The organism is uncultured Limosilactobacillus sp. (assembly GCF_934202705.1).
In the GTDB taxonomy this organism is placed as follows: domain Bacteria; phylum Bacillota; class Bacilli; order Lactobacillales; family Lactobacillaceae; genus Limosilactobacillus.
Window position 1 is genome coordinate 122,921 of the sequence record NZ_CAKPYE010000001.1, and the last position, 23,032, is coordinate 145,952.

General features: G+C 39.4%; 29 protein-coding genes, 1 tRNA gene and 1 other annotated feature. Of the genes, 4 read left to right on the forward strand and 26 right to left on the reverse strand.

Annotation, left to right across the window (positions count from 1 at the left end):
* Position 1: 1 nt before the first annotated feature.
* The 6 genes from rsmB to gmk all read right to left on the reverse strand — a co-directional run bounded on the left by rsmB (position 2) and on the right by gmk (position 6,907).
* Positions 2-1,345 carry a 16S rRNA (cytosine(967)-C(5))-methyltransferase RsmB gene (gene rsmB / locus Q0C76_RS00520; protein WP_295728250.1) on the reverse strand — a complete coding sequence of 448 codons (1,344 nt, stop codon included), beginning with the start codon at positions 1,343-1,345 and terminating at the stop codon, positions 2-4.
* Positions 1,338-2,288 (reverse strand): methionyl-tRNA formyltransferase, encoded by a 951-nt coding sequence (fmt, locus tag Q0C76_RS00525; protein ID WP_295728253.1) that lies wholly within the window; start codon positions 2,286-2,288, stop codon positions 1,338-1,340. Before fmt ends, rsmB begins: the two co-directional genes overlap by 8 nt.
* A 13-nt stretch (positions 2,289-2,301) precedes the next feature.
* Complete coding sequence (priA, locus tag Q0C76_RS00530) at positions 2,302-4,722, reverse strand: primosomal protein N' (RefSeq protein ID WP_295728255.1); 2,421 nt, start codon at positions 4,720-4,722, stop codon at positions 2,302-2,304.
* A gap of 15 nt (positions 4,723-4,737) precedes the next feature.
* Positions 4,738-5,934: a bifunctional phosphopantothenoylcysteine decarboxylase/phosphopantothenate--cysteine ligase CoaBC gene (gene coaBC, locus Q0C76_RS00535; protein WP_295728257.1), complete on the reverse strand. Its 1,197-nt coding sequence runs from the start codon at positions 5,932-5,934 to the stop codon at positions 4,738-4,740.
* An 80-nt stretch (positions 5,935-6,014) separates the two neighbouring features.
* Positions 6,015-6,290, reverse strand: a complete 276-nt coding sequence (rpoZ, locus tag Q0C76_RS00540) for a DNA-directed RNA polymerase subunit omega (RefSeq protein ID WP_295728260.1) — start codon at positions 6,288-6,290, stop codon at positions 6,015-6,017.
* Positions 6,287-6,907: a guanylate kinase gene (gmk, locus tag Q0C76_RS00545; protein WP_295728264.1), complete on the reverse strand. Its 621-nt coding sequence runs from the start codon at positions 6,905-6,907 to the stop codon at positions 6,287-6,289. The genes rpoZ and gmk overlap by 4 nt, the downstream gene beginning before the upstream one ends.
* A 167-nt stretch (positions 6,908-7,074) precedes the next feature.
* On the opposite strand from gmk, the gene Q0C76_RS00550 reads away from it, so the two are divergent.
* Positions 7,075-7,410 (forward strand): hypothetical protein, encoded by a 336-nt coding sequence (locus Q0C76_RS00550; RefSeq protein WP_295728266.1) that lies wholly within the window; start codon positions 7,075-7,077, stop codon positions 7,408-7,410.
* Between the two features lie 56 nt (positions 7,411-7,466).
* On the opposite strand, the gene recN is transcribed toward Q0C76_RS00550, so the two are convergent.
* The 15 genes from recN to Q0C76_RS00625 all read right to left on the reverse strand — a co-directional run bounded on the left by recN (position 7,467) and on the right by Q0C76_RS00625 (position 18,192).
* Entirely contained in the window at positions 7,467-9,149 is a 1,683-nt protein-coding gene (gene recN / locus Q0C76_RS00555) for a DNA repair protein RecN (protein WP_295728268.1), read from the reverse strand.
* 13 nt (positions 9,150-9,162) lie between these two features.
* Complete coding sequence (locus tag Q0C76_RS00560) at positions 9,163-9,612, reverse strand: arginine repressor (protein ID WP_295728273.1); 450 nt, start codon at positions 9,610-9,612, stop codon at positions 9,163-9,165.
* A 23-nt stretch (positions 9,613-9,635) separates the two neighbouring features.
* Complete coding sequence (locus Q0C76_RS00565; RefSeq protein WP_295728276.1) at positions 9,636-10,448, reverse strand: TlyA family RNA methyltransferase; 813 nt, start codon at positions 10,446-10,448, stop codon at positions 9,636-9,638.
* Positions 10,445-11,323 (reverse strand): polyprenyl synthetase family protein, encoded by an 879-nt coding sequence (locus Q0C76_RS00570; RefSeq protein WP_295728278.1) that lies wholly within the window; start codon positions 11,321-11,323, stop codon positions 10,445-10,447. Before Q0C76_RS00570 ends, Q0C76_RS00565 begins: the two co-directional genes overlap by 4 nt.
* On the reverse strand, positions 11,320-11,628 hold the full coding sequence (locus Q0C76_RS00575; RefSeq protein ID WP_295728280.1) for an exodeoxyribonuclease VII small subunit: 309 nt from the start codon (positions 11,626-11,628) through the stop codon (positions 11,320-11,322). The genes Q0C76_RS00570 and Q0C76_RS00575 overlap by 4 nt, the downstream gene beginning before the upstream one ends.
* A complete protein-coding gene (xseA, locus tag Q0C76_RS00580) occupies positions 11,615-13,012 on the reverse strand; it encodes an exodeoxyribonuclease VII large subunit (RefSeq protein ID WP_295728283.1) in 1,398 nt (465 codons plus the stop codon). Before xseA ends, Q0C76_RS00575 begins: the two co-directional genes overlap by 14 nt.
* Complete coding sequence (locus Q0C76_RS00585) at positions 13,005-13,865, reverse strand: bifunctional 5,10-methylenetetrahydrofolate dehydrogenase/5,10-methenyltetrahydrofolate cyclohydrolase (RefSeq protein WP_295728286.1); 861 nt, start codon at positions 13,863-13,865, stop codon at positions 13,005-13,007. Before Q0C76_RS00585 ends, xseA begins: the two co-directional genes overlap by 8 nt.
* 83 nt (positions 13,866-13,948) lie before the next feature.
* The gene (gene nusB, locus Q0C76_RS00590; RefSeq protein ID WP_295728289.1) at positions 13,949-14,359 is read right to left on the reverse strand and encodes a transcription antitermination factor NusB; all 411 of its coding nucleotides are present in this window, start codon (positions 14,357-14,359) and stop codon (positions 13,949-13,951) included.
* Positions 14,359-14,802: an Asp23/Gls24 family envelope stress response protein gene (locus tag Q0C76_RS00595; protein WP_295728292.1), complete on the reverse strand. Its 444-nt coding sequence runs from the start codon at positions 14,800-14,802 to the stop codon at positions 14,359-14,361. Before Q0C76_RS00595 ends, nusB begins: the two co-directional genes overlap by 1 nt.
* Positions 14,803-14,933: 131 nt before the next feature.
* The gene (locus Q0C76_RS00600; protein WP_295728295.1) at positions 14,934-16,010 is read right to left on the reverse strand and encodes a Xaa-Pro peptidase family protein; all 1,077 of its coding nucleotides are present in this window, start codon (positions 16,008-16,010) and stop codon (positions 14,934-14,936) included.
* 66 nt (positions 16,011-16,076) lie between these two features.
* Complete coding sequence (gene rpmA, locus Q0C76_RS00605) at positions 16,077-16,358, reverse strand: 50S ribosomal protein L27 (RefSeq protein ID WP_006916294.1); 282 nt, start codon at positions 16,356-16,358, stop codon at positions 16,077-16,079.
* A 22-nt stretch (positions 16,359-16,380) separates the two neighbouring features.
* On the reverse strand, positions 16,381-16,707 hold the full coding sequence (locus tag Q0C76_RS00610) for a ribosomal-processing cysteine protease Prp (RefSeq protein WP_295728298.1): 327 nt from the start codon (positions 16,705-16,707) through the stop codon (positions 16,381-16,383).
* Positions 16,708-16,720: 13 nt separating this feature from the next.
* Positions 16,721-17,029, reverse strand: a complete 309-nt coding sequence (gene rplU / locus Q0C76_RS00615; RefSeq protein ID WP_295728300.1) for a 50S ribosomal protein L21 — start codon at positions 17,027-17,029, stop codon at positions 16,721-16,723.
* A 12-nt stretch (positions 17,030-17,041) separates the two neighbouring features.
* Positions 17,042-17,111 (reverse strand) — a sequence feature (ribosomal protein L21 leader region).
* A gap of 60 nt (positions 17,112-17,171) precedes the next feature.
* Complete coding sequence (locus Q0C76_RS00620; RefSeq protein WP_295728303.1) at positions 17,172-17,807, reverse strand: TetR/AcrR family transcriptional regulator; 636 nt, start codon at positions 17,805-17,807, stop codon at positions 17,172-17,174.
* A 311-nt stretch (positions 17,808-18,118) separates the two neighbouring features.
* Positions 18,119-18,192: transfer RNA gene (locus Q0C76_RS00625), tRNA-Arg, on the reverse strand.
* Positions 18,193-18,372: 180 nt separating this feature from the next.
* Here Q0C76_RS00625 and Q0C76_RS00630 point away from each other — a divergent pair.
* Entirely contained in the window at positions 18,373-18,504 is a 132-nt protein-coding gene (locus Q0C76_RS00630) for a hypothetical protein (protein WP_295728305.1), read from the forward strand.
* 68 nt (positions 18,505-18,572) lie between these two features.
* Here the strand turns inward: Q0C76_RS00630 and Q0C76_RS00635 are convergent, their stop codons facing one another.
* The 3 genes from Q0C76_RS00635 to Q0C76_RS00645 are packed head-to-tail and all read right to left on the reverse strand — an operon-like array spanning position 18,573 to position 20,925.
* The gene (locus Q0C76_RS00635; RefSeq protein ID WP_295728307.1) at positions 18,573-19,094 is read right to left on the reverse strand and encodes a dUTPase; all 522 of its coding nucleotides are present in this window, start codon (positions 19,092-19,094) and stop codon (positions 18,573-18,575) included.
* 15 nt (positions 19,095-19,109) lie between these two features.
* Complete coding sequence (locus tag Q0C76_RS00640) at positions 19,110-20,039, reverse strand: hypothetical protein (protein ID WP_295728310.1); 930 nt, start codon at positions 20,037-20,039, stop codon at positions 19,110-19,112.
* Positions 20,032-20,925 (reverse strand): exonuclease SbcC, encoded by an 894-nt coding sequence (locus Q0C76_RS00645; RefSeq protein WP_295728312.1) that lies wholly within the window; start codon positions 20,923-20,925, stop codon positions 20,032-20,034. The genes Q0C76_RS00640 and Q0C76_RS00645 overlap by 8 nt, the downstream gene beginning before the upstream one ends.
* A 223-nt stretch (positions 20,926-21,148) precedes the next feature.
* Here Q0C76_RS00645 and Q0C76_RS00650 point away from each other — a divergent pair, with 223 nt between their 5' ends.
* Positions 21,149-21,274, forward strand: coding sequence for a hypothetical protein (locus tag Q0C76_RS00650; protein WP_295728315.1), 126 nt, complete (start codon positions 21,149-21,151; stop codon positions 21,272-21,274).
* A 65-nt stretch (positions 21,275-21,339) separates the two neighbouring features.
* On the opposite strand, the gene miaA is transcribed toward Q0C76_RS00650, so the two are convergent.
* Positions 21,340-22,263 (reverse strand): tRNA (adenosine(37)-N6)-dimethylallyltransferase MiaA, encoded by a 924-nt coding sequence (gene miaA, locus Q0C76_RS00655; protein WP_295728318.1) that lies wholly within the window; start codon positions 22,261-22,263, stop codon positions 21,340-21,342.
* A gap of 85 nt (positions 22,264-22,348) precedes the next feature.
* On the opposite strand from miaA, the gene Q0C76_RS00660 reads away from it, so the two are divergent.
* Positions 22,349-22,525: a DUF3042 family protein gene (locus Q0C76_RS00660; protein WP_295728320.1), complete on the forward strand. Its 177-nt coding sequence runs from the start codon at positions 22,349-22,351 to the stop codon at positions 22,523-22,525.
* A 56-nt stretch (positions 22,526-22,581) separates the two neighbouring features.
* Here the strand turns inward: Q0C76_RS00660 and Q0C76_RS00665 are convergent, their stop codons facing one another.
* Positions 22,582-23,004: a rhodanese-like domain-containing protein gene (locus Q0C76_RS00665; protein WP_295728322.1), complete on the reverse strand. Its 423-nt coding sequence runs from the start codon at positions 23,002-23,004 to the stop codon at positions 22,582-22,584.
* Positions 23,005-23,032: the final 28 nt, after the last annotated feature.

Consider the following 23,032-nt stretch of genomic DNA (forward strand, 5'->3'; position numbering starts at 1 on the left):
TTTATTTAATCCGTTGTAAGGTTCCGATAAAGAACCCATCAGAATCATAATCACTCGGTAATATCGTGAGTGTCTTCTGTTGACGGTCATCCTTAATTGCACGTGCCGTTTGCGTTTTTAATAATTGGAAGTTCGCGTGGTGCGATAAAAACGTTTGAATTGTCCGTTCATTTTCTTCCTGAAGAATTGTGCACGTGCTATAAACAATTATACCGCCTTTTTTCACTTTCGGCGCGACCGTATTTAAAATTTCACCCTGAATTTCATGTAAATGTTCACTCGTTGATTGATCTTTGGCGTACCGAATTTCTGGTTTACGACGAATTAAACCAATCCCTGAGCAAGGCGCATCAACTAATACTTTATCAAAAGTTTCATTAGCAAATTGGCGATCAACTTGACGAGCATCCAACTGATGAGCACTGACCCGATCTGCAACTCCTAATCGTTTCATATTGCTTTCAATCAGTCGTACTTTATGCTGATGGATATCCAAAGCGTCGACATGTCCTAGCTGAGAGTTTAAAGCCGCCGCAATCTGACCAGTTTTACCGCCAGGGGCAGCACAAGCATCTAAAACACGTTCGTTTCCAACTAATTGTAAAGCTTCTACCGCAAGCATTGCACTTTCATCTTGCACTGTCACAACGCCATTAGCAAATGACTTACTGGAAAGGATATTTCCAGCATCTACAATTAAGCCATCTTGTGACACTTTGCTAGGGTGAACCTTAATATTTTCTTGATGAAGCTTGTCAATCGCTTCATCAAAGTTGACCAGTGCTGTATTAACGCGGAGACTCACCTTAGATGGCTGGTTAATTACTTGCACTAACGTTTCAACTTTAGCCATTCCGTATTGATCGATCAACGTTTGGACGAGCCATTTGGGCAAACTACCACTAACCGACAGTCGTTCAACTGGATCACTAATCTCCGTTAGCTGTCGAGGTCCTTGTCGAAGAAAAGTGTGAAGTACCCCTGTCACAAACTTGCGGATTCCTGGATTTCCACGCCACTTTGCAATCTTAATTGCTTCATCCGTAATTGCCCATTCAGGAATACGATCCATAAATTGATATTGATATAAGGAAATCATCAATAACGTTTTTACCCAGGGCTGTGGCTCACGTTTGAATAATGGTTTGATCCAGTATTCTAGAGTAATCTTATGTTGTAAAACACCATAGACCAAATTAGTAACGAGGCGCCGATCAACTTCTTTTAGTTGACTCCTCATTAACGTTTCATTTAATTGTAAGTTAGAATAAGACCCCCGTTGAAAGACCTTATCCAAAGTTTCTAAAGCCAAATTACGGGGGCTATTTTTAATCGAATTATTCATTAGTAATTGCTTGTACTCCTGGCTGTAAATCTTGATGTCCATTCAGATAAGCAGTAATATCCATCAAGCCCTTTCCGGCAGGCTTAAGACGGTTAATCTGATAAGTAGTTCCTTCGCCACCAGCAATGACTAAAGAATGTTTAGCAACCCGCACTACTTTGCCTGGTTCAAGAGATGTAGATTCTTGCAATGGCGTGACATCAATAATTTTTGTTCGAACACCGTCAATAATCATATTGCCCAATGGTTGCGGGCGTAAACCGCGAACTAAATCATCAATTCGTTCTGCAGGAAGCGTGTAATCAATCCGCTCCTGTGCTGAAGAAATATTCGGTGAAAAGACTACTTTAGTCTCATCTTGCGGTATCGACTGTGCGGTTCCATTAACCAATTCCGGCAGGGTTTCCATTAACAAGTCACGACCGAGAAGACTTAACTTCTCAAACATTGTTCCAGTATCATCTTGCCTAGTAATGGGAATGGATCGTTGTGCAATAATATTTCCAGCATCCATTTCCTTAACCATGTACATAATTGTCACACCAGTGTTCGGATCACCATTCATTACCGCATACTGAATTGGTGCCCCACCACGATACTTGGGTAACAACGACCCATGGACATTGATTGCAGCAATTTTAGCAGCTGACAACATTTTAGTAGGTAAAAACTGACCATAAGCAGCAGTAATCATTAAATCAGGCTGTAGTGTAATTACACGATCCATCTCCGGACTACCACTTAACTTAGCTGGTTGTAATACTTCAATTTGATTCTTTAATGCTAGTTCTTTTACTGGTGAGGCTGTCATAATGTGTTTTCGCCCCCGCGGCCGATCCGGCTGTGTCAAAACAGCTTGAACGTCATAATTTGAACTTGAAATTAGTGCCTGTAAAATTGGCACAGCAAACTGGGGAGTTCCCATAAAAACTACTGATGTCATATTAATCCCTTCTTTATAAGAAGTACTGCGGGTCTGGATCAATCGCCAGTTCCGCACCACGTTGATATCTATTTTGCGCTTCTTGCATAATTTTTGTTAAAAGCTGATGAAGTTGGGGATCCTGCCGGTATTTAATCACAATCTGGTAATAATAACGTTTTTTTAAACGTGCAATTGCCCGTGGCGTTGGTCCTAAAATCACTGTATCATCAGCGAGCTGATCACCAAGTTCTTGTCTAATATCATACATCATTTTAGCAGCGATTTGTTCATCTTCATGACTGCCCATTAGACGAACTGTATAGTAATAGGGCGGATAGCTTGCTAATTGACGGATTTGCATTTCCGCATTAAAGAACTTTCGATAGTCATGTGACTGCACAAGCCGAATGACATAGTTATCCGGATTAAAGGTTTGAATTAGAACTTCACCGCTCTTTTTAGCACGACCAGCACGACCGCTCACCTGCGACAGTAAATCAAACGTCCGCTCACTGGATCGAAAATCTGGCAAATCCAATCCTGTATCAGCATTTAACACTCCAACAAGTGTAACATTAGGAAAATCCAATCCCTTAGCAATCATTTGCGTTCCTAACAAAACATCGGCATCCCCCCGGCCAAACTGCCGTAACAGCTTTTCATGCATCCCTTTCCGTCTGGTAGTGTCAACATCCATCCGTAAGATTCGGGCGTCTGGCAATAAGGTTTGTAGTTCACGGGTTGCCTTTTCCGTTCCAGTTCCATAGTAACGAATATGGTTACCGTGACACTGCGGACAAATCTGCGGAATCGGCTCTTCATGGCCACAATAATGACAACGCATTGTGTGTGTGTCCAAATGCATTGTTAGCGAAATATCACAATTGGGACATTTTAAAACAAACCCACAGTCACGACACATAATAAATGAAGAAAATCCACGGCGATTGAGCATTAGAATGCTCTGTTCATGCTTCTCCAGACGCTTCTTCAGTGCAACTAATAATTCACTTGAAAAATTCGAATCACCACGTTGCTGAACTTCCGACCGCATATCAATAATTTTAATCGGTGGCAGCGGACGTTGATTGACCCGTTGCGGAAGCTGTAGTAATTGATAATTACCGGATAAGGCCCGTGAAAAGCTTTCCAAACTTGGTGTGGCAGATCCTAGCAATAATGGTGCTTGATGATATTGAGACCGCCATTTAGCAACTTCACGCGCATGATAACGCGGTGCATCATCCTGCTTATAACTGGTCTCATGTTCTTCATCCATGATAATAATGCCAAGATTTTTTAACGGCGCAAATACTGATGAACGGGCACCAACAACAATTTTCGCTTCGCCACGTTCTATTCGTCGCCATTCGTCATACCGTTCACCAGCCGATAATCCCGAATGTAAGACTGCAACTTGCTTGCCAAATCGGGCCCGTACCCGTTCAGTAATCTGTGGCGTCAAAGAAATTTCCGGAACCATTAACAAAGCAGTTTGACCATTACCCAAAGCATGGGCCATTGCTTGTAAATAAACCTCAGTTTTCCCGCTCCCGGTGACTCCCTGCAGTAAAAAGGTTTTTGCCAGTTGGTGATCAATGGCTTGAGTTACTGCATCCAAAGCTTGTTGTTGTTTCTTATTTAACTGCAATGGTTTCTTTGCAGCTTGATCAGTAATATTAGCCCCAAAGGGTTGCCGATAGTTTTCAATTTGTTGAATACTTAGCCATCCCTTATCAGCGGCTTGCTTAAAGTGAGCCGAGGATAATTGAGTCATTTTCTGTGCTTGTTTCATTAGTACCCGTTGCCCTGAAATTGACGATAAGTAATCTAATACTTTACGTTGTGCAGTCGCATTAGCACGAGTTTGCAAACGGATTTTGTGATAACTTTCTTTAGTAAGTAATGGCTGAATTTGTGCAACGGTTTTTATGCGTGCTTGATCCGCTACTTGATACTCAAAGCGAACCTTTCCCGCATGTTTCAATGTCAACAGCCGGCTTACGAGAGCAGCTTGATTTTGAACAGTCGCATAGTCTAATTCCTGTTGCTCACCAAACAAGGCTTGATCTGCTTTTGATAGTGGCCTCATGATTCGGACTACTCGTTTAGATTTGGCCTTCAACATATTCGGCAACATCGTGTAAAGGCATGAAATCCAAAAAGAATATGTTTGATCCGCGAGCCAGCGGCTTAATTGAAGCATTTCAGGATTTACAACTGGTGATAGATCCATCAGGGCAGTGATCTGTTTTAAGGTGCCTTTAAAATCTGATGGTTGATCTAGGCCAATTACAAACCCCTGTACTGACCGCTTTCCTTGACCAAAAGGGACTATTACTCGCATTCCAATCTGAATTTGATTTTCCAATTTAGGCGGAACCTGATAAGTATATGGCCGATTAGTTTGGTATGTCGGCACATCTACAATTACCTGCGCTATTTCAGCCATCTCACTCCTCCTCTGTTAAGACAACATTTCTTTGATTAATTGCATTAATTGCAGACCAATTTGGTTTTTCGATGCCAGTGGCCACACAAGCGGTTCTTGATGTGCTCGCAAAATCGTCACCTGATTATTATCAGCATCAAAACCGGTTCCTTTTTGACTAACATCATTTGCAACTATTATGTCGGCACCTTTAGTGACCAACTTTTTCTGCGCATTAGCCAAAACATCCTTCGTTTCTGCAGCAAATCCAACAACGATTTGATGATTCTTTTGGTGTCCCATCGTTCGTAAAATGTCAATTGCTGGCGTTAACTGGAGCTGAATACCAGTTTGATCATCTTGTTTTTTTATCTTTTGTGAAATCATCTTTGTCGGAGTGAAATCTGCTACCGCTGCCGCCATGATTAAAACGTCACATTGTGGGAAAGCTTTAGAAATAGCTTCGTACATTTCTTGGGTCGTTTGAACTCGCTGAATCGTTAACCGACTTTGTTCCTTAAGAGCGATGCTAGTACGCCCCGCCACTACTGTGACATCGGCACCCATTTTTAAAGCGGCTTGTGCAATGGCCCAACCCATTTTCCCAGAGGACCAATTTCCGATATAACGAACTGGATCAATCGGAGCAACAGTACCACCAAGAGAAATCAATACAGACTTTCCTTGTAAAAGATGGTGATTCGCCATTAAATCATTTATCAATGCAGTTACCGCTGTCGGCTCAGGCATTCGTCCGTCTCCAGAATACCCTTCTGCTAACTGACCTTTAACTGGCTCCATAATAATCCGTCCATCACGACGCAATTGGTCAATATTTCGTTGAGTAGCTAATTGATTCCACATATGCGTATTCATTGCCGGAACTATAACCACTGGTGTAGCTGTCGCCAAGACTGTAGTTGTAACAGCATCATCAGCAATTCCATTAGCAAGTTTCGCAATAACATCGGCACTTGCCGGGACCACTATCGAATAATCTGCCCAGTCTGCTAATTCTATATGAGGAATACTACCGTTAACTGACGGCTGCCATAAATCCGTAAGAACTGGGTAATGGGTCAATGCCGCAAAAGTTGCTGGACCAATTAATTGGGTTGCTGATTTAGTCATGGTCACCCGCACTTGGTGGTGGTCTCTTTGCAACCTTCTAACGACCGTCACCGCCTTAAAAGCAGCGATACTTCCACTAACATGTACCAGAATTTTTGCCATTGTTTTCACCAAATTTCTGAAAAAATAATTAAAGGGTTAGAAAATAACTATAGTTATCTTCCAACCCATCAAAAGGTTCATTAATCTTGTTTATCTTCAGTATGGAATGGATCAATTGTTACCTTACCGGCTTCAATTTCTTCCAATGCCTTACCAACCGACTTGGCCGACCGATAGCGATCCAGTAATAGTGGCTTATCACCTTCCATGTTGACTGGCTTATCACTGTGATCTGCACGCCATTGATCAGCTTCATACTTATCGATTTCATGTGCTCGCTTACTAGCTAACATAATCAGTGAGTATCGTGAATCGACCCGTTTTAATAATTCATCTACTGATGGATATAAAATCATTTTTCTGAATCTCCTAACATTTCAAGATAATCTGGCATTACTCGAGGCACCCGTAACCGTTCAGTCCGAATGATTCCTTTGATCTTTTCCACGGCATTATCAACTTGGTCATTAACAACCGCATAATCATAATTCTGCATCATTTCGATTTCGCCAAATGCCTTATGAATCCGCTTATTAATCACGTCCATGCTATCTGTTCCGCGGTGAATCAAACGATGCTTAAGTTCCATTAAATCAGGTGGTGTTAGGAAGATAAAAACACCATCAGGACGCTTAGAACGTACCTGCATCGCCCCATTAACTTCGATTTCTAGAAAAACATCCTTCCCAGAATCTAATGTATCATCAATATATTTTAATGGTGTTCCATAATAGTTGTCAACATACTTTGCGTATTCCAACATCTGGCCGGTTTGAATGTTATGCTCAAACTCCTCTTTAGAAACGAAAAAGTAGTCAATACCATTTTTCTCTCCTGGACGTGGTTGACGAGTTGTCATTGAAATGGAATATTGAAAATCGTTGCCTGGTTGATTAAACAACGCTTTTCGCACCGTCCCCTTACCAACACCAGATGGACCTGAAAGTACAATCAGCATTCCTCGTTTTGTCATGATTAATTAACCCCTCATAATGAAAATAATTAGTAAATATTATTAAACAAATTCAGCTGTAATTCAACAGTTCGCCAAGATCAAAATAAAAAAATTTGAAATCTACTTGATTTTTTGAACGCCTGTTCGTATAATTGTTTTACAAACAAGCGTTCGGAGATGATTAGATGAACAACCCAAGTCACAGTCTTATTAGTCGGGGGTCTCTTGCCTTCAACAGGTATTTTCATAACTTCTTTAGTAACCCGATGCCCACTAATGGGTCTGACACCGTTAAGCAAGTATTGCCAGTTCAGCCAATAACACAACGAAAACTGTTTACTGACCTCGCCGTTAATGATCATCGATCAATTTTTGTGCAATTTAATCCTTTAACGAGCGAAGGACAAATCACAAACTGTCGAGGAAAATTGTATGCACTCTCAAACAAACGTTTTCTTCTCCGTAGTGTAAATGTTTCTTACATTTTTTCTTTAAGTCAAATTCGTTACATTGCCGGATAATAAAATGGAATTGTTACTAACATTTCTCTCACCGTGTTAGTAGTAATTCCATTTTTCTATTCATGGGCCATTTTTAAAAGTTCACTTGCGTGTTCACGGGTTAGTTTAGTAATCTTTTCCCCAGCTAACATTCTAGATAATTCCGCAACTCGCTCTTGATGATTCAGTTCAGTTACTGTGGTTGTGGTCCGCTTCTCATGAATCTGTTTTTTAATCAAGAACTGGTGCTGGGCCACTGCAGCAACTTGTGGTAAGTGAGTTATACATAATACTTGTGAATGATCAGCAATAACTTTAATCTTATCCGCGATTGCCTGGGCTACTCGCCCACTGACGCCAGTATCTACTTCATCGAAGATAATACTGGTAATATCTGCTTGCTCTGCAAAAATCGTTTTTAATGCAAGCATCACTCGTGATAACTCACCACCAGAAGCGATTTTAGCTAACGGTCCCATTCGCTCACCGGGATTGGTTTGGATGTAAAATTCAGCATTATCAATTCCAGTAGCTGTAAAGGTATGGGCAGGCGTTTTACCAAAGTGAACGGTAAATACCGCTTTCTCCATATACAAAGCACTTAGCTCTTGGTGAACCTTTTTTTCAAGTTTTTTAGCAGCTTTCTTACGTTCCTCGCTTAATTGTTCACCAATGACCGAAAGCTGGTTCACCACCATTGATAATTGATGCTTCATTTCATCATCGGAATCCACGGTCCCTTCCATGTCCGTTAATTCTTGAGTAATTTTGGCATAATAATTCAGGACATCAGTAACCGTATCACCATATTTTCTTTCCAAATCATTAATTAAATCTAAACGCGTATTAATTTCACTAAGTCGTTCCTCATCGAACTCTAAACCATCTAATTCATGGCTAGCTTGGTTTGCAACGTCTTGGAGCGAATAATAAGAGTCTTCCAGTGTTTTACCAATTCCTTCATAATTATCGTCAAATTGTGTAATTTCATTAACCGCATCCATTGCAGTCGCAAGTTGGTCTAATACTGGTGTCGTCTCGCCACCATTTAAAATCGCCACCACCTGCTTTAAAGTATTTTGAATTTGTTGAAAATGATCTAGCCGATCGCGTTCATTAATTAACGAATCCTCTTCGTCAGCCTTCAAGTTAGCAGCTTTAATTTCATTCACTTGATAACGCAACATATCTAACCGCTGTGCCCATTGCTGCTCATTAGCTTGCTTGGTTTCCAATTTTTTCTTTAGGTTTCGATATTGTTGATAAGACTTCTGATACTGAACTAGTAGCTGTTGGACCTTCGCACCAGCAAAATAATCCAACATTGGCAAATGCTGATCTGATTGTAGTAATCGTTGATTATCATTCTGTCCTTGAATATCAACAAGTGGCGCGCCAATTTGTCGTAAAAGAGTGGTGTTAATTAATGTTCCGTTGGCCCGAATTGTATTTCGCCCGTTTCGGCGAATTTCACGTGAGATAATCAGTGTTCGTTCAGCGTGATCGATTCCCAGATGGTCTAAAAGGTCAATATAAGAAGGATCGTTCGGGATTAAAAACTGCCCTTGCACTTCTAACTTATCTGTTCCCTGGCGAATAAGTTCCTGTGATCCTCGTGCTCCAGCTAACAAACCAACCGCATCAATAATAATGGACTTTCCTGCTCCAGTTTCTCCAGTCAAAACGGTCATATTTTGGCCAAAGTCAAGCGTCAGGTGGTCGATAATTGCTAAATTATCAATTGTGATTTCCTGTAACACAGTGGACTCTCCCCTAATTTAGTTTTGTAATAATTTGTTCAAATTTTACAGCGTCTTCTGGAGAATGGCAGACAACTAATACACTTGTATCGTCACCAATTGCTGTAAAAACCTCTGGAAAATTAAGCCGCTTTATCAACACCGCCGCCATTGGTGCATGTCCTGGACGCATTGTTAAAGATAAAAAACGATCGGAGCGTTTCAGCGATTGTAAATCATTCGAAACTGCATCTGCTAGTTGTTGTTCCTTATTATCTTGATGATGCGTTGGCATATGATAACGGTAACCTCCAGCAGAATTTGGCACTTTCACTAATTGCATGTCTTTAATATCACGGGAAATCGTTGCTTGAGTAACTTGAATTCCTGCCGCTACTAGCAAACGAACTAAGTCTTCTTGACGTTCTACATCATTATTTTCAATAATTTCCCGAATTTCGGCTTGACGCTCTGCCTTTTTCATTTAGGATTCCTCCCCCTTAATGATCACTTCAATTCATCATAAGCATTGTCAATAACTTGATTAACGTTGACATTGGATAAAATCGTTCCAGGATGATCAGTCAATTGAAGGTGGACTAGGAATTCGATATTGCCTTGACCACCTTTAATGGGTGAATAATCCAAATTTTTAACGTCAAAGTTGTTTTCAACTGCAAACTGACAAACATTTTTGATAACCTGTTCATGAACCGAACGATCTCGCACAATTCCATGTTTACCAACATGCTCACGTCCTGCCTCAAATTGTGGTTTAATTAGTGCGACCACAGATCCACCCAAGCGTAAAATTTTACTCAGTGGTTCTAAAATCAATTTTAATGAAATAAAAGAAACATCAATTGACGCAAATTCTGGTTGGCCCATTTTAAAATCCGTTAACTTGCTGTAGCGAAAATTTGTTTGTTCCATCACAACTACCCGTGGATCATCGCGTAATTGCCACACCAATTGATTAGTACCAACATCTAACGCATAACTCAATTTTGCACCATTTTGCAACATTACATCCGTAAAGCCACCAGTCGATGAGCCAATATCTAAGACAATCAAATCTTTCACCGAAATATTAAAAACTTGCAAAGCCTTCGCTAGCTTTAACCCGCCACGACTTACATAGGGCATTTTCTTTCCCTTCAGATGTAAAGTAGTCGTAATTGGAATCTTTTGCCCAGGTTTATCTAACCGTTCATTATTTTTACCGAGAATTTCTCCCGCCATGACTGCACGTTTAGCCTGTTCGCGAGAATCAAATAATCCCTGTTTAACTAATAATACATCAACCCGTTCTTTTTTCATTCCATTTCACCTATATTAAAATACGCTAAAAATTCTTCCAAAACTTTAAAATCGCAATGCGTTTGTTGTTCTAGAGAAACTTTTGATTTACGCGTCTGATCCAGTACCAATGATAGTTGACGTTTCGTTTCTTCAAGTCCTAACAAGTTCGGATAAGTATTCTTCTGTTCGACCTGATCTTTATGAACCGCCTTCCCCATTTGACCTTCGCTGCCGATCACATCCATGAGATCATCATAAATTTGAAAAGCTAATCCATAATTTTCACCAAACCGCGCCAATAATGATTTGACTTGTGTTGTTTGTCCGGTAATAATTCCACCGGCTAAAACAGCATATCTCAGCAACGCCCCCGTCTTTTTTCGATGGAGCAATCTTAACTCTGATAAGCCAAGTCGCTGCCCCTCATTATGAATATCCATTGCCTGTCCTGCGACCATTCCCGTTGGTCCCGCTGCTCTGGATAATTCACGAACTAATTCTAGCTGAATCTTATTTGGGAGATGATTATCACTTACCCATTGAAATGCTAACGTCAGTAAACCATCTCCAGCTAACGTTGCCATTCCTGCTCCAAATCGGCGATGGTTTGTTGGTCGTCCCCGACGTAAATCATCATTATCCATTGCTGGTAAATCATCATGAATTAATGAGTAGGTGTGTAAAAGTTCAACCGCACAAGCCGCTCGAAGAACGTCTTGATTAATTGGAACCTTGAATGCATCACAAATTGCTAAAGTCAAAGCCGGGCGCAGACGCTTACCACCAGCCATCAGCGAATACATTGTCGCGGTTGATAGTGTTGGTTCCGCGCATTCCTCAGCCGTATGATCATTTAAGTAGTGATTAATCTGATTTTGATAATTCTGAATCATGACTGCTCCTTGCTTTTTTGGTCAGTAAATTCTGAATGGTATCCTTGATTCTGTATTCCGTTATTACTCAAATCTTCGCCAGCTTTTTCAGCAGGATGGAGGTCACCATCGTTCCCCATTAATTGAGCTAACGTTTCATCGGCCTTGTCTAATTGCGTTTGCAATTTGTTAGCAAGCTTCATTCCATTTTTAAATTGTTTGATAGAATCCTCAAGGGTAAGATCCCCCTTTTGCAACCGATTAACGATCTCTTGTAATTCATCCATTTGTTCTTCAAAGGTCTTTTTGTTCCTAGTTGTTGCCATTTTGCGACACTCCCTTGTTTTTAACTTGTTTAACTTCGGCTTCAACTTCACCGTCAGCTAAATGAATGGTGACAAGATCATTAACCCTAAGCTGATGCGCTTGTTTAATAACGTGATTTTCTTTCATCACATAACTGTATCCCCGTGCCAAAACCTTTTCTGGATTCAAGGCGGTTAGCTGGTTAAATAAATTAGTTAATGCAGAATTTGACTGGTGAAGCTGCCGATTACCAACTGTTTGCAGAATACGTTGCAACCCCATAAGACGTTCACGATCTTGTTTCAAACGATCAACAGGAGAAGAATTATTTAAATGCATTTCTAACAATCGTAATGACTGTTGAATTACTCGTTGTCGTTGATGAACACTCATTAATAACTGTTGTTTTAAATCATCTAACCGTTCCGTCGGCTGATTTAAAATCCGGGATGGTTCTTGAAAAACGTAATTGTTCAGCAAAGTTGTTAATTTATCTTGAAGAAAACCATTGCTGATTTTTAGTGAATGCACTAACTGTTGACGATTTTTTTGAATTGTTAATTTGACGTCTGATAATAGCCATTCTGATGCCCGAACGGCTGCACTAGTTGGCGTCGCTTCACGGTCATCAGCCACTAGGTCCGCAATGGTTGTATCAACTTCGTGGCCCACCGAAGAAATGACCGGAATGGAGCAAGCCGCAATGGCACGTCCTACTTCCTCGGAATTAAAAGCCCATAAGTCGCCTCTTGAACCGCCACCACGAGCCACAATCAGCGTATCATATTTGCCATCTACACTCACTCGTCGAATTTGTTGTGCAATCATCGCTGCTGCCTCGTCACCCTGCACCTTCGTTGGATAAAAAACCAACTGAATTATCGGATTCCGGCGCCGAAAGGTAGTAATAATATCATGCTTAACCGCTGCATCGTTACTTGTCACAATTGCAACTCGGTTAGGAAATGGTCGAATTGCTTTCTTAGGTTGATCAAATAGCCCCTCTTTTTTCAATTTTTCATACATCTGTTGAAAGGCAATTTGAAGTGCGCCAACCCCTTGAACCTCCATCTGGCTTACGTAAAATTGGTAAGAACCACGATTAGGATAAATATCAACGTGTCCATATACAAGGACTTTCATTCCGTTCTCTGGAGTAAATTTAACCTTTCGAAAATCATTGGCGAACATCACTGCACTAATCTTATATTGTTCATGTGCGGGCAATTCTTCATTATCATCTTTCAACGAAAAATATTGATGACGACTACTCGGACGATAATCAGTGAGTTCACCAACTAGCCAGAAATTAGTTTGATAGATGTATGGATCAGCCTGAAACTTTCGTCGAATATACTTGGTTAACTGATTAACAGTAACTGGTTGAATTACATCTTTATTCATTAGCTGCGTTCCATTCTACTAAATCAACTGTTTGTTGCATTAACGTTGCAATTGTCATTGGTCCAACACCACCAGGTACGGGAGTAATTGCACTAGCCACTTGACTAACATCCGCATAATCAACATCTCCAACAAGGCGGCCACTAGCAGTGCGATTAATTCCCACGTCAATTACCACCGCTCCTGATTGAACATCCTTCGCCTTTAAAAATTCAGGCTTGCCAACCGCGACCACAATAATCTGAGCGTGTTTCAGATAATAACTCATGTCTGAACTAGAATGGTGAAGCATTGTAACGGTGGCATCTTGATTAATCATTAATGCCTGGAGGGGTTTGCCAACCAAATTACTCCGTCCGATTATGGTAACTTCAGCTCCTGATAATGAAACCTTCATCTGTTCTAGCATTGTCATAATTCCTCGCGGCGTACATGCCACCGGGTAATTGGATTGATCATTAGCATATAGTTTGCCAACGTTCACAGGGTTAAAACCATCAACATCCTTTTGCGGAGCAATTGCTTCAATCACGTGACTCTGGTTAATTTGCTTTGGTAACGGTAATTGAACTAATATTCCATGAATTGTGGGATCATTATTTAGTTGTTGAATTTCATTCAGAAGAATTTCTTCACTAATATCGTCAGGATACTTTTTTAATACTGACTTAAAACCTAGTTTTTTTGCTTGACGAGACTTGTTTCGCGTATAGATTTCACTGGCTGGATCATTACCGACTAAAATCACTGCCAATCCAGGAATAATTCCATTCTTCCTTAAAGTAGCTGTTCGAGCAGCAGTTTCTTGATTTAAGGTTGCCGCAATTTTTTTACCATCAATTATTTTTACCATTTGGACCCTCTTTTCAAATTGAAAAAAAGAGGTTGGACAATGCCAGCCTCTTTCCTAATTCACTCATGTGTTCAAATCTACCATTAGTCATGTTCTTGCTCATAGTGCCCCAACACACCGTTAATAAACCGCCGTGACTTATTATCACTAAATGACTTGGCTAATTCCAGAGCTTCATTAATCACTATCGGTGCTGGTAATTCTTTTTCATATTGGAGTTCATATAAAGCAATCCGAAGAATTACTAGATTCGTCCGGGCAACCCGATCGATGGTCCAATTATTAGTTAAATATGAACTAATAATTGCATCTAATTCTTCTTGATGATCTTGAACACCTGTTACTAATTGGTCGAGATATTGAGGAGCAGCTTCATTTGGTGTAAGATTTAAAACTTCCGCGTACAGAGTACTCTTATCTGCTAATGGATTATTAATCAAAGCAAAGAGGGTTTGAAACGCGCCAATGCGAATTGTATGTCGACTAAAACTCACTACTCATCACCATCTTTGTCATTATTTTGAGTTCCAAAAATATCATTTGGGTCAATGTCACTCTCTGCCTTTTCTGCATTAATTCCCTGAACATGAACATTCACGGTAGTGACTTTCAAGTTCGTCATGGAAGCAATCCGCTGTTTGACATTTTCCTGAATTTTAGCAGCCACTTGCGGAACAGATACCCCATAGTTAAGATAAACTGCCACATCAATCATTAATGAACTATCATCAGAACGCGTCAGTTTAACACCACGTCGATGATCTGAACGTCCTAAAAGTTCACCAACATTGCTGGCCAACGACCGATACATTTTAGCCACGCCATCCACTTGACTAGCCGCAATACCGGCAATAAATTCTAAAACTCGTGGAGAAATTTGAATTACCCCTAACGTCTGGTCTTCACTGCTTAAAACGATCTTTGATTCTTCAGCCATCCTCAGACCTCCAATTATCTTTCTTCATATAGCTTATCGTAACTATTTTGCACTAAATCAACAGGAATTGCAACAATTCCCATCTTTTTCCAAACGGGAAAGCACTTAATTATTTGCACTCAACCGTAAAATTAATTCCTTACAATTTTCAGCTCGGTTGGTGCATTGGTTAAGACACGAGGTCCAGCATGGGTAATCACAATATCATCCTCAATTCGTACACCACCAAAATGTGGAATATAAATACCAGGTTCGACAGTAATTACTTGATTGGCAACTAATTTTAATTGACGCGTAACAGGACCGTACGTTGCCGGCAATTCATGAACATCCAAACCAATTCCATGTCCCATTCCGTGATTGAATTTATCACCATACCCAGCCTCATTAATAATTGAACGACCATGGTAATCCAATTTATCACCATGTATCCCCGCCATTGCATGATTAATCACCCGTTGACGTGCTTCATTCACGATGTGATATATATCACGGAGTTCAGGATCAATCGAACCTATAGCAAAAGTTCTGGTCATGTCTGCAGTATAGCCATTAACATAATAGCCAAAGTCTAAAATGATAATATCGCCATCCTGGATTTGCCGAGAAGAAACAGTAGCGTGAGGTTTGGCAGAATTGGGACCACTAGCTACAATTGGCGGAAAGGACGCTGCAGTTGCCCCGTGCTCTTTCATCCAAAAATCAAGGCAATTAGCAACATGCTGTTCGGTCATCCCTGGTTTGATCATATCTAGAACATACTGATATCCAACACTCATTAGATCAGCTGAGCGTTGTAATTTATCGATCTCTACTGCATCCTTTACTGAGCGTTGCTCTTCAATTAGATTATTGAATGGAACCAAATCGGCCATCATCGTTTCATCTAGCAAATCATAGACTTGGTAAGAAATAGAAGATTCAAAACCTAAAACCTGTATTTGCATTTTTTGGCATAATTCATTAAGACTGCCATAATAATCCGCTGTGATTAAACCCACAACTTCATTCGAATTATACTCAGCCAGTGCTAATTCATAACGAGCATCAGTAACCATAATTGCCTGATCTTCAGTAATTAATAAAACACCATCGCCTGTTATTAATGAAAAGCCCGTTAAATATTCAATATTTTTACTATCCGTAATTAAGAAGGCGTCTAAATATAATTTAGAAAGTTGGCCTTGTAAATGCTTAATTCTCGTCATTTTTGCTCCCATTAACCCAATTGTTAAAACAAAAAAAGCTTTCGCCTACACGAAAGCTTTTCATCATTAAGCTTCAGCTGGGTAAACTGAAACTTTACGCTTGCTACGACCCATGCGTTCGAATTTAACAACACCATCGATCTTTGCAAATAATGTATCGTCACCACCACGGCCAACGTTTTCACCAGGATTGATGTGAGTACCACGTTGACGGTAAATGATTGAGCCCGCAGTAACTACAGAACCATCCGCAGCCTTGGTACCAAGACGACGACCGGCAGAGTTACGACCGTTGGCAGTAGAACCGCCCCCCTTATGGTGGGAGAAGAATTGAAGATCCATAATCATAATCGTTCACCTCCAGAATGAACTATTTTTCATACATTTTAACTTCAATGTATTGATGATAACGTTCCTGAATATCAAGAATCCCATTCAAGAATGTTTGTAATAAGATTTGCGAATCATGTCTCAAATCTAATTGGGTGGCATTAATGTAACCACCCTCTGTCTCATTCATTTCAACCTGAGGTTTTGTATGAACAACCCGTTCTAAACCATTAATCGTTGAAATGGTGAGTACTGAAACTGCAGCACAAACGATGTCATGACCATAATCACCGGCATCGGCATGTCCAGTTAATTTAAATGAAGCTATTTTGTGATCCGGCGTAACATTAAATTCTGCACGAATCATAATCCCACCTCACTTAGGCGTTAATGGCATTGATCGTAACCTTGGTATATGGTTGACGATGACCCTGCTTAGTGTGGGTATGCTTCTTTGGCTTGTACTTAAAGGTAACAACCTTCTTTTCCTTACCTTGCTTGTCAACAGTACCTTCAACAGATGCCCCATCAACAAATGGAGTACCAATCTTAGTGTCATTACCGCCAACAAACACGACTTTATCAAAGGTAACCTTGTCGCCCGCGTTTACATCCAGCTTTTCAACAAAGATTGATTGACCTTCTTCAACTTTGTATTGCTTTCCACCAGTAACAATAATTGCGTACATCTTGTGCACCTCCTTAAATCTCAGACTCGCCAGTACAAGTAGCTATTGCTTTACACTTGTAACCGTGCGGTTGTAGTTGTTGGTTCACAAATACAACGTTTGTATATTACCAATTATTTAGCAAAACGTCAATAGAAACAGCTTAAATACTTAGACCAGTTTCTAATTTATCATCAAAAAATGATGGAAGAAGGATTCTAGTTTCCTCAAATCGATTGATAATTCGTGAAACGGTTTTAGTCATGTACTTTGCAGTATAAATCAATCCATTATTTAACCATTGTGCAATTAACCCTAACATTGCGGAAGCCGTAAATGCCACCTGAACTTTCATTGGTACATCCATGTCATCAAGATCATCGCCCATTTCTTTTATAAAGGCTTCCATTTCCTTAGTCAATCGGCTATATAATTGACGATAAAAGTTATTATTTTGCGCACGATCTAGTAAAATTATGAAAATATCAGCATTCTTTTCAATATATTCAAAAGCTTTATTTAATGACATCAATCGAATTGTCTTGCCTTTAACTAAGGAATCAGAACTAATCATAACAGAATCAAAGAATTCATTAATTATTTCATCCATTGCCTTTTGAATAAAGTCTTTTTTATCCTTGTAGTGAAGATAAAAAGTTCCCCTTGTAATATGAGCAGTATCAGTAATCTTTTGAACACTAATACTGTCAATTTTTTCATTTTGCATCAGATAAACTAATGCTTTACGTAAATTAGTTCGTGTTTTGATTACCCGAGGGTCTAATTTCTTATCTGCCATAAAAATCAGCCTCCATCTTATGATAATTAAATCGTTAATTATTCCCTTTTACCTGCAGTGTATAAGCTCTGAAATCGTTTGTCAAAGAATACCAAGACATTTTATGGTGGATTCATCTATTTAATGGTTCCAATTTAGCTGTTGATACCTGTATGTTTAATTTAGTTAATGAATTACAAAATTTTCGTCAATCATGTAAATTTTATCACATGAAAATTAAATCTAGCGATTTTGAATTGCTTTTTGGATTATAATGAACCAGCTAAAAAAAAAGAAAGCCCCCCATCCGGACTTCCTATTACGGCTTTCAATGAGAAGAGTGGGAATCGAACCCACAACCTTCGGTTTAGAAGACCGATGCTCTATCCAGTTGAGCTATCCTCCCAAACCTGTAAATAATATAATAATTTTTCGTCAATTTGTCAATTTAAAAAATCTCCTTTGAAGCAGAACAGCTAATTTATTAAGAAATGTTAAAAGAATGTGTTAAATATTACAAAAAGATTGCATTTTGAATGATACTGGTAATAATAGTAGTTAGACAATGTTTTGTGGGGGTGTTTAAATGTTACCATTAATCATCATCGTATTAATTATTTCATTATCAGCAGTTGGGCAGGCCAAGTTTTCTGGTTTTCAACCGGTAAAACACTCCCAAGGGCGTCACGCGGCAAGTGTTGATACCCATAAAGCATAGCCGATCTTTTTCTTTTATCTTATCAACAGGAAAATGGCGTTACTGACTTGAGCAGTAACGCCATTTTTCTACTTGTTCAGATTATCCCTTACTAATCGCTCATGTTCATCCATAATTTCAGACGATCCCAACTTTAAATCTACTAAGCCATATTTTAATAATAAATGCCAAGCATGGCGAAAGTCCTCTTGCCGGTGAGTGTAATAACTAGTTAATAGGAAATACTTAATCGTCAAATATTGTTGATCTTGATCAGCTAGTTTAGTTAATCTTTGACTAGCAAGCAAATTTTTATAACTATCTTTGTTTATCACTACCAAGTGCGTCCATTGCTTCTGAGCACTGAATAATAGAAACCAATGGATTACCGTCACATAGTTCTTCAAAACCAAGCTATGATCTACTACGCCTTGATTAGCTGCTTCTAAGTCATAATCAATTGCTGGATGATAAAGCATCGCTAACGAACGATCACAATGAACTAAGATTTCCTTTAGATGACTCTCCGGTCCTAATAAAAGATCGCGCTGATCAATAACCTGATTATCACAATAAATGGAGTCCTGCAATAGTTGGGTAATATTTAACAACTATTTCGCCCCCTCTTAATCTGCAAAAATAACCGGATCTGAGTGCACTGCCAATGCATCTCGGTTATCAAGGTACCATTCCCGAATCATTTCATAATGCAGCAAAATATCAAATAATGAATATTGTTCCTTCGGATCACCAACGTGGAAATACCATTGTTTACTGTAGTCATCAGGATCATATGATAGTGTTAGCTGAATTTGGCGATCTAGGTTTAACAGTGCTCCGTTATTTTTGGGCATGCTTAGTAGCATAAATTCAGTATCAGTAGTTTTAACAAATAACTTGTCGATCACCGTCAAATCTAACTCCGGAGCTTGAAGCGGGAACACGATCTCGTTTGATGTGTCCAAGATACCAAGGTCAACCGTGAATCCTAATTCATTTTCCAGAATAGCTGAAAGATCAGTTAATGATTTCAGCATTGCCTGAATATCTAAGTCACTATACCGACTAATTTCCCGAATAACAAAGAAGTTAATTAAAGCACGATTACTAAATCGTAAAACCTTGCGTTCGAGATTAAGATAAAACAACGGTTCGTGCTTTTCTTGTTCCGTGAAAAACGCTCCACCATTCTGCGCATCAAGCTCAAAACGAAACTCAACGTTATCAAAATGTGTCGAAGTCATTGACAATTGATGCTTCTGTGCACTTTCAACCACATTTAGTCCAGTAATATTCCCTAGATCAAGCAGACGCCCCACAAACAACAAGTAATAGTCAGCAACTTGATAATGATGAGAAAACTTCACAAATGGTGACGACAAATTAATTTTGGTTAATTTAGTTGTGGCGGTCAATAGATCTTTAGGATTCGTCTTACTACATAATTCATTCAGTAAAGCAACGTATTGTTCGCCAATTCGTAAACCATTCGTGAGCTGATCACTAAGTGCCTGCACTTTTTCCGTTGCTGTTTCAGGGATCTTCTCATTACTCATGATCAGCCACCTGCTTTCCATCAACACGATCTTGACCCGTTAAATGCTTTAAATAATTCGCATACAGATTACGATTAGCTAATTCAAAGTCTTCAAAACTACCAAACTTGTCCACGATACTTTTTTGTTCATAACTCAAAATCGTATTTTCTTTTGAAAGTTCCAGAACTGTTTGATTATTTTGCTTAATATGCGACTGAGCTCCACGAGCTTCTTCTGTTTGATCTTCCAATTCACTAATTCGATCGACGATATCCTGGCGAGCTTCTTTATTTTTGCTTGACTCAAACAGCCCTGAACGTGAATTAGCGTCCTTTAAATCATTTTGTAAGGCCGCCTTTTCTTGCTCGCGTTCTGTGGCAGAATCAATCAATGCTTGCAGATGATCATTTTCCTCTGACAACTTTTTAATCCGTGCACTATTAAACTTTTTTCCTTCTTCACTAAGCTTAAATGACTGTGCCAGTTTATTATATTCATCCTGATTGAATGCAAAACGAATATTCAAAACATCAAGTTCACCAAATTGCCGGCGATCCCACCAATTACCAAAATACATCCGATAATGGCCAGTTTGGTATTCTTCATAATAAAAGAATGGGTAAGCCTTCCCCAGGTAATCAATCAAACTTTTGCTTAAGTAATTACTTAATTGATCAGCCAAATTATCAACAAGGTTCATTACACTAGCATCATTTGCTTGTTGTTCACGATGTTCAATTTCTGCAGCGTAACGTTGATTATCAAGTAACTTATATATTTCTACATCTTGATGATCATTAACTGCAGCCTTTAGCTGAGTTAAGTAATCAATTTTCTGCACAATGGCTTGATTAATCATTCCACCAACATCTTGATTTTCTTTGTCATATTTCTCGTTTGCCATGGATGATATCTCCTTAACTGTTACACACATTGTGTGCAATTATATAGTTTTATTTTACCTATTCTGAATAGTAAATTAAAGTTAATCGCTTGATCTTGTACTATTTCTTAATATTTATCGAAAAATTTGCAATTCTAAATGATCGATCTATAATGAAAATAGTTGGTTATCCTATAAGAGAGGAATCAATCAACTGTTTGGATTTGGAAAGAGGCGAATGTTGATGACTTTAAGTAAACAAGAACGCAAGGAAATGGCTCGTAAAGCTATGGAAAAGCGTGGTTCAAAGAAGCCTGATGGCTCTGGTTTTGCAAAGATCGACGCTGACGCCGCCAAGCTTAGTGATTAATTTAAATATTAAACATTAAACTATTACACGAAAAGGTTTGAATCGTTAATGATTCAAACCTTTTTTTATTCCTGTAACCACTCTATAACTTGACTAGCAATTTCTTCAATTGTTGAACTACCACCCACTAGGTCAAACCAATGAACATTCATTTTATTTCTAAACCAGGTTAACTGTCGTTTGGCATAATGACGTGAATCTAGTTTAATTTTATCAACCGCTTGCTGAAGGCTGACCTCTCCCTCAAAATAAGGAAACAGTTCACGATAACCAATTCCCTTACCAGCTTGATAACCCTGCCCACCAGCTAAATATAACTGATGAGCTTCAGTAACTAATCCCTCATCAATCATCGCATCCACCCGTTCGTTAATACGATGATAGAGCTTTTGACGATTAGTATTCAACCCGATTAAATAAAAATCATTTTTCGCTGGTCGTTGTGGTTGTTTGGAAAACGATTTTCCAGTTTTCTCTACGACTTCAATTGCTCTAATAACCCGTCGTAGATTCCCTACAGGAATATTTTGTGCAGCGGCTGGATCAATTTTCTTCAAATGGTCCCATACATACGAGTCGCCACGCCGCTCTGCAATCTGATGCCATCTAGATCGAATCACTTGAGATTGCTGATCAAAGTGATCTAACCCTAACGCCAAGTTATCAGTGAGGGCCTGAACATAGAAGCCGGTTCCACCTACAACAATTGGTAAATGACCTCGTTCACTAATTTCGTCAATTAGTTGATTTGCTAAATGTTGAAAATCAGCTACAGAAAACCGTTCGTTAATATTTCGGATATCAATTAAATGATGGATCACTCCTGACATCTCAGCAGGCTTTATTTTGGCTGTGCCAATATTCAAGCCACGATAAACCTGCATTGAATCTCCTGAAATAACTTCACCGTGTAATTGCTTAGCTAATTGAATTGATAATGCTGTCTTGCCAACAGCGGTTGGCCCCACAATTCCCACAACTTTAACCATCTCGGCTCTCCTCCCTATAGATGACTGGAAATATCTGAAAAAATCTTGCATAATGGAACCAGTAAGAACGAAAGGAGTTTCCACTATGAAACAATTTACTAAAGGTTTTGCTCTGGGCACCTTGGCAACCCTCGGAGCTGTTGCTACTGGTATTATTACATTTCACAAAACAGTGATCGAGCCAATCGAAGAAACTGAAGAAAAATTTGATAATAACCGGCGAGCAGCTAACCGTAAAGGTCGTTCTGCCCACCAAATGTAATTGTACCAGCGATATAAAAGGGACAGCGTTCAACAATGAGCGTTGTCCCTTTTTTATTAGTCCAAATACTTTGACTTTTTGGTTTTTCCAGACCATTTGGCGTAACCATCTTTCAAGATATAAACTTTCTTAAAGCCACGCTTGCCAAGGTATGCGGCCGCCTGAGTGCTCAAAGTCATTCCTTCATCATACAGGTATACCGGTAAGTCTGGACGTAATTCATCCATTTGCTGACGTAAAAATGTTAACGGCATGGACCGTGCTCCTAAAATATGGCCACGATCAAACTGATTTTTAGGACGCACATCTAAAACCTGAGCCTTATGTAGCCCCTTTTGAAATGCTTCCTCATCTAAAACAGTTGCATAACGATTCCGACGCCACCGCCCATACAGATAACTTCCTAACCATATGATAACAATTGCAATAAAGATAATATCCAAAACTAAAGCACTGGTACTAATTGCTCCAATTACCAATTCTCTTCCCTACTTTCTAAGTATTTAG